The 9,438-nt window shown below is 45.2% G+C and carries 15 protein-coding genes; 11 read left to right on the top strand and 4 right to left on the bottom strand.

Annotated elements, in window-relative coordinates; translation table 11 throughout:
- Positions 1–391 (top strand): IS66 family transposase (locus tag QUA56_RS02350; RefSeq protein WP_333352652.1); only part of this gene is annotated, 391 nt, incomplete at its 5' end.
- Positions 392–874: 483 nt separating this feature from the next.
- Positions 875–1,102, top strand: a complete 228-nt coding sequence (locus QUA56_RS02345) for a hypothetical protein (RefSeq protein ID WP_333352648.1) — start codon at positions 875–877, stop codon at positions 1,100–1,102.
- Here the strand turns inward: QUA56_RS02345 and plsY are convergent, their stop codons facing one another.
- The 4 genes from plsY to QUA56_RS02325 all read right to left on the bottom strand — a co-directional run bounded on the left by plsY (position 1,103) and on the right by QUA56_RS02325 (position 4,635).
- Positions 1,103–1,786 (bottom strand): glycerol-3-phosphate 1-O-acyltransferase PlsY, encoded by a 684-nt coding sequence (gene plsY, locus QUA56_RS02340; RefSeq protein ID WP_333352645.1) that lies wholly within the window; start codon positions 1,784–1,786, stop codon positions 1,103–1,105.
- Between the two features lie 207 nt (positions 1,787–1,993).
- Positions 1,994–3,325, bottom strand: coding sequence for a DUF3086 domain-containing protein (locus tag QUA56_RS02335; RefSeq protein WP_333352642.1), 1,332 nt, complete (start codon positions 3,323–3,325; stop codon positions 1,994–1,996).
- A gap of 59 nt (positions 3,326–3,384) precedes the next feature.
- Positions 3,385–3,777: a DUF3119 family protein gene (locus tag QUA56_RS02330; protein WP_333352639.1), complete on the bottom strand. Its 393-nt coding sequence runs from the start codon at positions 3,775–3,777 to the stop codon at positions 3,385–3,387.
- Between the two features lie 63 nt (positions 3,778–3,840).
- Entirely contained in the window at positions 3,841–4,635 is a 795-nt protein-coding gene (locus tag QUA56_RS02325; RefSeq protein ID WP_333352636.1) for an MlaE family lipid ABC transporter permease subunit, read from the bottom strand.
- Positions 4,636–4,821: 186 nt separating this feature from the next.
- Between QUA56_RS02325 and QUA56_RS02320 the strand changes: the two genes are divergently transcribed.
- From QUA56_RS02320 to QUA56_RS02280, 9 genes are all read left to right on the top strand, one after another.
- Positions 4,822–5,109 (top strand): hypothetical protein, encoded by a 288-nt coding sequence (locus tag QUA56_RS02320; RefSeq protein WP_333352634.1) that lies wholly within the window; start codon positions 4,822–4,824, stop codon positions 5,107–5,109.
- A 252-nt stretch (positions 5,110–5,361) separates the two neighbouring features.
- The gene (locus QUA56_RS02315; RefSeq protein WP_333352631.1) at positions 5,362–5,802 is read left to right on the top strand and encodes an Hsp20/alpha crystallin family protein; all 441 of its coding nucleotides are present in this window, start codon (positions 5,362–5,364) and stop codon (positions 5,800–5,802) included.
- 356 nt (positions 5,803–6,158) lie between these two features.
- Complete coding sequence (locus tag QUA56_RS02310; protein ID WP_333352628.1) at positions 6,159–6,521, top strand: hypothetical protein; 363 nt, start codon at positions 6,159–6,161, stop codon at positions 6,519–6,521.
- Positions 6,514–6,903 (top strand): hypothetical protein, encoded by a 390-nt coding sequence (locus tag QUA56_RS02305; RefSeq protein ID WP_333352625.1) that lies wholly within the window; start codon positions 6,514–6,516, stop codon positions 6,901–6,903. Before QUA56_RS02310 ends, QUA56_RS02305 begins: the two co-directional genes overlap by 8 nt.
- Positions 6,904–7,031: 128 nt before the next feature.
- On the top strand, positions 7,032–7,337 hold the full coding sequence (locus QUA56_RS02300; RefSeq protein ID WP_333352623.1) for a hypothetical protein: 306 nt from the start codon (positions 7,032–7,034) through the stop codon (positions 7,335–7,337).
- Between the two features lie 197 nt (positions 7,338–7,534).
- On the top strand, positions 7,535–7,924 hold the full coding sequence (locus tag QUA56_RS02295; RefSeq protein ID WP_333352620.1) for a hypothetical protein: 390 nt from the start codon (positions 7,535–7,537) through the stop codon (positions 7,922–7,924).
- 148 nt (positions 7,925–8,072) lie between these two features.
- On the top strand, positions 8,073–8,414 hold the full coding sequence (locus QUA56_RS02290) for a hypothetical protein (RefSeq protein WP_333352618.1): 342 nt from the start codon (positions 8,073–8,075) through the stop codon (positions 8,412–8,414).
- A 1-nt stretch (position 8,415) separates the two neighbouring features.
- Entirely contained in the window at positions 8,416–8,805 is a 390-nt protein-coding gene (locus QUA56_RS02285; protein WP_333352615.1) for a hypothetical protein, read from the top strand.
- A 205-nt stretch (positions 8,806–9,010) separates the two neighbouring features.
- Positions 9,011–9,412: a fasciclin domain-containing protein gene (locus tag QUA56_RS02280; RefSeq protein WP_333032731.1), complete on the top strand. Its 402-nt coding sequence runs from the start codon at positions 9,011–9,013 to the stop codon at positions 9,410–9,412.
- Positions 9,413–9,438: the final 26 nt, after the last annotated feature.

Genomic DNA, 9,438 nt, shown 5'->3' with positions numbered 1-9,438 from the left:
GCAACTTACCTACGACACCTGGGCTGAGGATTTCAAAATACGATTGAATCAAGCTTTGGCCACTTGGTTGAACCAAGTTGGCTATGCAGCAGGTTTGTTACTCAAATCCTTACGAGATAAGGCTCAACAATGGTGGTATTTTCTCGATCACCCATCGGTGCCTCCGGATAATAATTTAGCAGAACGTTCTCTACGGCTAGCTGTCACGAAACGGAAAGTTTCTGGCGGTTCTCGTTCGATGAAGCGATTTGAGGAAACTGCTAATCTTCTCAGTGTCATCCAAACCTGTCGTTTTCAAGCTCGTTCAGTAATGGCTTTTTTCCGTGAGGCTATTTCTGCCCATTCTTGTGACTTGGCTCGGCCTGAGCTCATTCCCTTCTTTCAGACCTGAATCCTTACAACCTGAGATGTTGCACCCGTGTCAATCAGGGGCTTTTTCGCGGGTGGGGGAGGGTTTATTTCACCTGTCTGCAACTTTTAAAGCTGGCAGTTTTACCCGCCCCTACTTCCCTCGAATGGTGCAATATCTCACTTAAGCCGCATATTTGGCTCCTGTGCGATCGACATTTACGCGAATTTAAGACTTGCGTTCTCAACATTATGATCTTGGCTTTTTTGTCTACCCTTTGCAACATATTTTTAGAAATACAGCCTATTCCAGGTTTATGAAGTGTAGGGACAAAGGCTTTCGCCGTGTCTAACCGGGGCTCGAACGATAGGCGGGTGTACTTCATAAGCGTGGAATCTGCTGTATGACTTGTATGAGCTCAAATTTATGACTTTTATGAATTCAAAGTTATGAAAATATGAATTGACTTTGAGATTTGCTTGTTTAATCATGTTGACATCCGAGATATTATGGAGAAGATATTTTATGGCTTTACAAATAGACCCATCAGAAGTACCCCGCTTAGTTGGCGACAATACATCCGAATACGCTGATTTATCCGTCGTTAATTCCCGATTCGGAGGAGTAACTAATTTCCCTTCGGGAGTCTGGATGCTCGGAGGTGACGATACAGTCTTCGGCTCAACAATCGGCGATTTGATATTTGGCAATCAGAGAAATAGTAATCTGCAACCAGCGGTACAACAATACTAATTATCGATCGCTAGCTGCTGTTTCCAATTTCTCCCCAATCCTCGGTTCCGTACCATTTAACAGCCGCTGAATATTGCTCCGATGCCGCACAATTACAAATACCCCGCCCGCAATTCCAAACAATACATAAGCTAGTGGCTGATGTAAAGCAAACATCAATCCAGCCACGCTAATTGCCCCGATAATCGAACTCAAAGAGACAATTCGCGATACCGCAAATACGATTCCAAAAATTCCGAAAGTTCCCAAACCGACTGGCCAGTACAAACCGAGCAAAACTCCCAAACTCGTAGCCACAGATTTACCGCCGGTAAACCCCAGCCAGATTGATTTGCTGTGGCCCAAAATAGCAGAGAAACCAGCCAAAGTTGCCATCCAAGGGATGACAGTTGCAGTATTTTCTAAACCTGCGGCGGTTGCTAGCTGCTGGGTAAAAGTGAGAGAATAAATGTAGCGGATTAGGACGATCGCACTTACCCCCTTCAACACGTCAACCAGCAACACCCCCAACCCCGGCCACTTCCCCAAAGTCCTCAGTACGTTAGTCGCACCAGTCGAACCCGAACCAACCTCTCGAATATCAATTCCCAGCATCCATTTCCCCAAGGCGTACCCAGTCGGAATCGAGCCCAGCAGATAAGCTGCTATTAAAAGTCCTGCATTTAAACTCAACCACATATCCATAATAAATTACCTCATTCATTACTTTTGAGGACTTGCATTTCTCACTACAAACTTAACGATAGACTTGTAGGGTGCGTCAGACGGAGTTCTAGAATGATTATCGAGGGTTTCAGGTCTGACGCACCTTACTATATATGCCAGTTGTGCAAGTCCTGATTTACTCTTGAATAATTAGCAATTAGCAATTAGCAATTACCAATTACCAATTCAAAAATCTTTAGCCGTCGTCAAACTTTGCGGGTCAGAAGCAAAAGCCAGCCACATCGGAAATTGCAGCATTGACAAACTAATTAAATCCTCAGTTTCATCAATGACAATTAGCGGCAATTTGCCATCTTTCACCAGTCGATCGGCTTTTTGAGCCAAAGCCTCCGCCGACTCAAACATAATAATCCCCCTTTCCGGGCCAAAATCGCTGCGAGTAATGCCCAAACAGTCCTGCAAACCCCGGCGCCACTCTCCCAAACGTTCGGGACTGTTCGCGAGCACCAAAGTCCGCACCCGTCCACCGTAGACGCTTCTGAGTACAGAAATAATTGTCGAAGTAATCAAAATATTTTGCAAGCGCGAACCCATAGTCCGCAAAGCACCCCTTCCTCCTTGGGTGAAAAACCAATTAGAAACTCGTTCCGCGTGGATGGGTTCAAAAGTGCGGCGGAGTTGCCAGGGCGGGCCGTAGTAGTCGGGGAGAGTGCGATATTGATCGAGAGTGCGGCGAATTTGTTTGGCTTGTTCTTGAAATCCCTGTTCGGCAAATCTGGGATTTACCGGTGCTGAGGATTGAGAATCTTCAGCAGGAATTTGCTTGGGCGTCTCTTGCACCGTCGCTGTCAAATCTAAGAGTTCGGCGGTAGCGGCCAAATCCTGCAAACTGCCTACTAAATAGTCTTTGAAACCCTGGACTCGAATTGCTAAATCTTGGGAGACGCCGGCAAAAGTGGTACGCATTTCCTTTTGAATTCGATCGCGCCGGCGTTCGAGTTTTTCTACTTCGATTTGTAACGTTTGTTTGCGGTGATCTAATTGAATCAAGCCGTCTTGTACCAAACGCCCGATCGATGCTTGAGCCTCGCCCAACGCTTCTAAAGCCTTGGCTTTGTCGGCTTCCAAGGCGGCAATTCTTTCAGTCAAATTTTGTTCTTGCTGCTGCAATTCTTTGACTCGCTCTGCCAAATTTTGGGTAACATTTTCAGGGATGTCTGTTACCGTGTCTTCGGTTGCTGTTGGCTGGGAGTCTTTTGGAGGCTCGATTTGAGCGATCGGACTTTCTGATTCGCGATCGTCGGTGTTGAGCGGGATTTGGGCCTGGGCGCCTGCTTCGTCCACGAATTCGGCGATTTCGGCATCTTCCTCGCCCAGCGGTGGGTCTGTTTCTGGCGGGAGTTGGGCTTGCAGCTCATTTTCGTCGAGCCACAAATCCCGTGTTTGAGATAGAAGTTGGTACTCCGTCTCATTCACAGGCAAATTTGGTTCGCCGTCACCGCTTGGCGCGGCTGGTTGTGCTTGCGGTTGTTGGGTTGGAGATTCGTCTGAATTCATGGGAAATTGTGTTCGGCGTGGGGCACGGAAAAGTTAAAAATTTAAAATTAACAACTTTTTTAGTCTTGACGGGGACAGCGCTGTTCTAAGCAGGTCTGTAGCATTTTACGATCGAACAGAACCGGCAGAAAGTGAATGCTGTTAATTTCTTTGAAATAAAACAAAATCGGCACAGCGGGCCAAAATATCCGCCAATTTTGCCATTCTCGGTAAGGAAAGCGGCGAATTAACTTGGACATTCGATAAATGTCCAAATCTGTTGGGGTAAATTGCAGCCGGAGGGTGGCGGCTTGGTACATTAGAAACAAGCCGAACAGCGAAAGCGGCAAACTCGCCCACTTCTGCACGAACAGCAGCGGTAAGGCCGCCAGTACCAGGACTAGGGGAATCCCATAACTCGGAGCGAGTTCGATCGTACTTGTCGGCGCAGTCGAAGAGGCAGTTGTACTCACGGGTTTAAATCAAGGGTAGTAAACGAATGTTGCCAATTATTCATATTTTATCCGTTTCTTAGCTTACAAGCCTTTGAGTACGCTAGAGCCCGTCCCTTGAAACATCAGCCAAGTCATCAAAAAGTTAAAGACAAAAATAGCCAGCAAAGCTGTCACCACCGCCGTAGTAGTCGATTGACCGACGCCTTTTGCCCCGCCGGTGGTGGTCAAACCCCAGCTAGTGCCGATTACAGCAATCAAACCACCGAACACAAAAGCCTTAATTGCCGCGCTGCAAATATCCCAAAGACTCAGGAAATTGCGGACTGATTCTAAAAACACGCTTTGAGAGACGCCGTACATTGTCGTAGCAATGAGCAGTCCGCCGAGGATGCCGGTAACGAGAGACAAGATAGTTAAAATTGGCAGCATCAAGCAGCAAGCAAGGACGCGGGGAATGACTAAATAGTCGATCGGGTCTGTTCTGAGCATCAGCAGGGCATCTATCTGCTCTGTTACCTGCATCGTGCCGATTTCCGCCGCAAAAGCCGAACCTACCCGTCCCGTCACGATCACGGCTGTTAAGACGGGGCCTAGTTCGCGAGTCAAAGACAAAGCCAAAACGCCACCGACGACATTGCCGGCACCGAGGTTAATAAACTCCCTGGCTACCTGAATAGTAAATACCATGCCGACAAAACCCGCAGTCAGCAAAGCAATCAGCAGAGATTCCGGGCCGACTGCTGCCATTTGGTCGAGGGTGTTGCGGCGGTGAATTTTGCCCTTCAGCAAGTGCAGCATGACTTGGCCGCCCAATAAAATTGCTGCCAGCAACCGCTGACTCCACAAACTGAGGCTCGAAGATTTAGTGGTGCTCAAGGGGATTTCGAGTATAGAACAACTGCCAAAAATGAAATCTATCTACAAATCTTAAACAAGTTTTTTCTATAAGATTTAAGATTTCTGACAGAACCGGCCACTGAGGGCGATCGCTGCCTATCGTAGAAAAGGACAAGTTTTGTTTGCTTGTACCGTTCGGCAGTTTAGCTGAATTTACTGACTATTATGAGCATTTTCCCCAATTTTCTTCGCTCTCTACTGCTGACGAGCCTGTTGAGCTTTGTCGCCCCCTTATTCTTAATCGGCGCGGGATTGACTAGCTTTTCCTTGATCCGTCTTGTGCCTGCTCTCCAAGGGGTCGGTCGTTCTGGAGAAGACCTGATTTTGCAGTTCTTAGCTACTTTCGGCAGCGGCTGTCCCCTCCAGGGATTTTTAGTGATCGGTCTAACTTTTGGTTTGGTGGGTGCTTTGTTTGATACCTACGCTTCTTATCAGCATTCGCGGTGGAGTTAATCGAACCTTCGATTTTAAATTTTAGATGGGAATTCCTCGCTCGAATCTAAAATCTAAAATCGAAGGTTCGGGTTGGATCGGATACCCGCACCTGCAATGATTTAGCAGTACCGATCGCGAATGTTCGGAAATGCGATCGGCCTTTTTGCGGAAAACCGAATCCCCCAGTTTATCGAGCTGGAATATATTAAATACAGGTTGAATCAAGTTGTGCTCAACCTTTACAAACTTAAGACATTCGAGGTATCAGTTATGGCACTTATTCGTTGGGAACCTTTGCGGGAAATGGACTCCTTGCAGCGAGAAATGAATCGGTTGTTTGATAGCTTGACGCCAGCAACCGATCGCGCATCTAACGGTGTTGCTTTCGTACCCGCCGCCGAACTCGATGAAACTCCCGATGCCATCCACCTTAAATTAGAAGTTCCGGGCATCGAAGCTAAGGATTTGGACGTACAAGTAACCGCAGAAGCTGTTGCTATTAGCGGCGAACGCCGTCACGAAACTAAGAGTGAAGATAAAGGCATGACTCGCTCTGAGTTCCGCTACGGTTCGTTCCGCCGGGTGATTCCCCTACCCGCACGGGTTCAAAATGACAGCGTAGAAGCTGAGTACAAAAATGGAGTTTTGCACCTTAATTTGCCCAAAGCAGAAGCGGAAAAGAACCGCGTGGTTAAAGTTCAACTCGGCTAATAATCGTTAGCTAATTGATAGTAGGGCGTGCAGTGCGCGCCCTATTTGTTTTTCTAATTGGGAATTGAGAATTGGGAATTGGGAATTGGAAATTGGAAAAAAAGAAGAAATAAGAAAAGCAGAACATTTTCCTTCTTCCATCCATCCATCCGTTATATCGTTTCCGGTTGGATCGGAATTATATATTTGGATAGTCAGTGCGAGCGTCCATAGCGAACGATCCATGTCGTTCGCTATGGACGCTCGCACGCTCTGTATGATTCCGATTTAACCGGATTTGATATTAAATCCGTTACAGAATCCGTTGCCGAACTTTCTTCATCCCCTTCCCCAACTGTGCTAAACTCTAATCAGCAATGGTTGATGAGGAGACTTGCGTGCCGAGTCAGGGAGTTGGAGGCAATGGAATTGCATCGGAATTTGGAGACTTAACCGGAATGACTCGTCAAGAAGTCGATGATTTTTTGCGCGGACTGGGTGCAGAAATCAGACCTACTAGAGATGGTTATGTTGCATATAAATTTTTTGATAAGTCAACAGTAATGATCCGCCCTAACGGTGAAGTGATTAGAACGCCTGCACCGAAATATGGCTCAGATGGAAGAAATATTAACAAAGGTTTGCGTCTCGATCGAGATGGTCGTTTATTGCGGACGCTAGACGAATTTGGTAATTTAATTCTAGGTACTCACAATACGGGAGAAAAATTAAATGAGTGATTGGAAGGATGACTATAACTTGCTTGGATTGGGTGGTCTCACATCTTTAATCACAAAGGTCAAGGTATCTTTATGGGGAAACGAAGTATTAATCGAATGCGTTTACAATCCAGAAGAAAGATTGCCTTATCTGCTGACATTTAAAGACTGTCGCAATATCAGTTGGACTGTACACGATGAAGACGAAGTTGGCGAACCAGAAGCTGAATTTTTCGGAATTGCTTTGGGCGAGCCGGAACACCGCAAGCCTGCGGTGATTACTACAGACATTTTTGAAATTTCTATTTTGTACGGCAGTTTGAGGATTCACAAGGGAGAAAAATTAAATTCTGAAGATTTAGAAACAGAGGTTTTGGTATCACAAGCGCAAGCAGTCTTGTAGTAATTTCGATTTGAGCTTTTAGATTTGAGATTAAAGCAGTGGGAATGAGTTGATAAACAGAGGTTTTGGTATCACAAGCGTATTGCGTAGCTACTTGCACAAGGTAATGTGCTAAACTCGAAGAGGCAATGGTTGGTGAGGAGACTTGCGTGCCGAGTCAGGGAGTTGGAGGCAATGGAATTGCATCGGAATTTGGAGACTTAACTGGAATGACTCGTCAAGAAGTCGATGATTTTTTGCGCGGACTGGGTGCAGAAATCAGAACTACTGAAGGGGGTTATCTTGAATACGAATTTGCCGATCGTTCGCGAGTCAATATCCGTCCTGATGGTGAAGTTGTACGCACCCCAGCTCCCAGATACGGTTCAGATGGCCGAAAAATAAACAAAGGTTTGCGTCTTGACAAAGATGGCAGCTTGGTCATTCGATTTTAGATTTTAGATTTTGGATTTTGGATTGACCCCAGGGATAAATTCGGGGGCTTGAGGATTTTAGATTTTAGATTTTGGATTGATTCCACGGATAAATCGCGTGGCGGGTACCATCAAGAAATTCTTGGTCAAAACACGCGATGAATTTGGCAATAAGATTCCTGGGACGCACAATACTGGAGAAAAAGTGAGTAATTAATATGCCCGATGACTACAACTTGCTTAATTTAGGTGGACTTACATCCCTAGTTAAAAATGTCAATGTGTCTTTGTGGGGGAATGAAATTTTATTTGAATGTATCTACGATCCGACAGGCGATCGCTCGCCTTATACCCTAGTATTTCATGACTGCCGAGACATTAGTTGGGAGGTTTTCCATCCTGAAGATGTCAAAGATCCTGAAGCTGATTTGATTGGCTTTCATTTAGGTGAAGACGCGCACCGTCAAGCCGCTTTAATTCATACGGACATTTTTGAAATTTCAATTTTGTACGGCAGTTTTAGGATTCACAAGGGAGAAAACCTAAATGCTGAAGTAGCAGATTTAGAAACAGAGGTTTTGGTATCACAATCGCCAGCAGTCTTGTAGCAATCTCGATTTGAGATATGAAATTAGAGATTAAAGAATTGGGAATAACTTAAGAAACAGAGGTTTTGGTATCACAAGCGCATTGCATACCTACTGCAAAAGGTAATGTGCTAAACTCGAATAGGCAATGGTTTGTGAGGAGACTTGTGTGCCGAGTCAGGGAGTTGGAGGCAATGGAATTGCATCTGAATTTGGAGACTTAACCGGAATGACTCGCCAAGAAGTCGATGACTTTTTGCGCGGGCTGGGTGCTAAGGTAAAAAGTTCTTCAGGAAATTATGTTGAATACAAATTTTCTGACAGGTCAAAAGTCATAATCCGCACTAATAGTGAAGTTGTTCGCCTGCCAGCACCCCGATATGGCTCAGATGGTAGAAGAATAAACTGGGGTTTGCGTCTTGACAAAGATGGTAGCGTACTCCAAACACGCGATGAATTTGGCAATCAGATTCCTGATACGCACATTACTGGAGAAAAAGTGAGTAATTAATATGCCTGATGACTACAACTTGCTTAATTTAGGTGGACTTACATCCCTCATCACAAATGTCAATGTGTCTTTGTGGGGGAATGAAGTATTACTGGAATGTATCTACGATCCTACAGGCGATCGATTGCCTTACTCTTTAGTTTTTCAAGACTGCCGAGAAATTATGTGGGAGGTGCATGATGAAGAGGAAGTAAAAGAACCATTAGCTGATTTGATTGGCTTTCATTTGGGTGAGGACGCGCACCGGACAGCGGCTTTAATTCATACGGACATTTTTGAAATTTCAATTTTGTACGGCAGTTTTAGCATTCACAAGGGAGAAAACCTAAATGCTGAAGTAGCAGATTTAGAAACAGAGATTTTGGTATCACAATCGCCAGCAGTCTTGTAGCAATTTAAAAGCACCGCGCCGTTAAATTGCCAAGCGGTTAGTAATATTATATCTGGTAAAATAACTATTATTAGGTTGGTAGTGAGGACGGAGAGTCCTCACTACAAAAGAATTACCAATTTTTTTAAAAAGATAGTAGGTATTGTTGACCGCCTCAGTTTACGATACTGAATAGAACATTTTTTCCCAGATGAGGTAAAACACAATGCCTGATATTGTTGATATTGCTGTAGGTGCGGGTTCGTTCCAAACCCTGGTAACGGCGGTGCAAGTAGCTAATTTAGTGGACGCGCTCAAAAGTCCGGGCCCTTTTACTGTCTTTGCACCCACTGACGATGCTTTTGCGAAATTGCCGCCGGGAACTGTCACAACGCTAGTGCAGAACGTTCCCCAACTTACCAGGATTTTGATGTTTCATGTCGTCTCGGGCAAGTTTATGAAAGCTGATTTGGCAAAACTCGGTTTTGTTACTTCCTTGGAAGGTTCGCCGATTAAAATTGATTGTTCTGACGGTTTTGAGGTGAAAAATGCTACAGTTGTCGCTGCGGATATCGAAGCTGATAACGGTGTCATCCATGTAATCGATAACGTGATTTTAATGGGGTAGTTTCACCATCCCTCGATTTTTAATTT

Origin of the sequence: Microcoleus sp. N3A4 (genome assembly GCF_036701805.1) — a bacterium.
GTDB lineage: Bacteria > Cyanobacteriota > Cyanobacteriia > Cyanobacteriales > Microcoleaceae > Microcoleus.
This window is presented reverse-complemented; position numbering and strand designations above follow the sequence as displayed.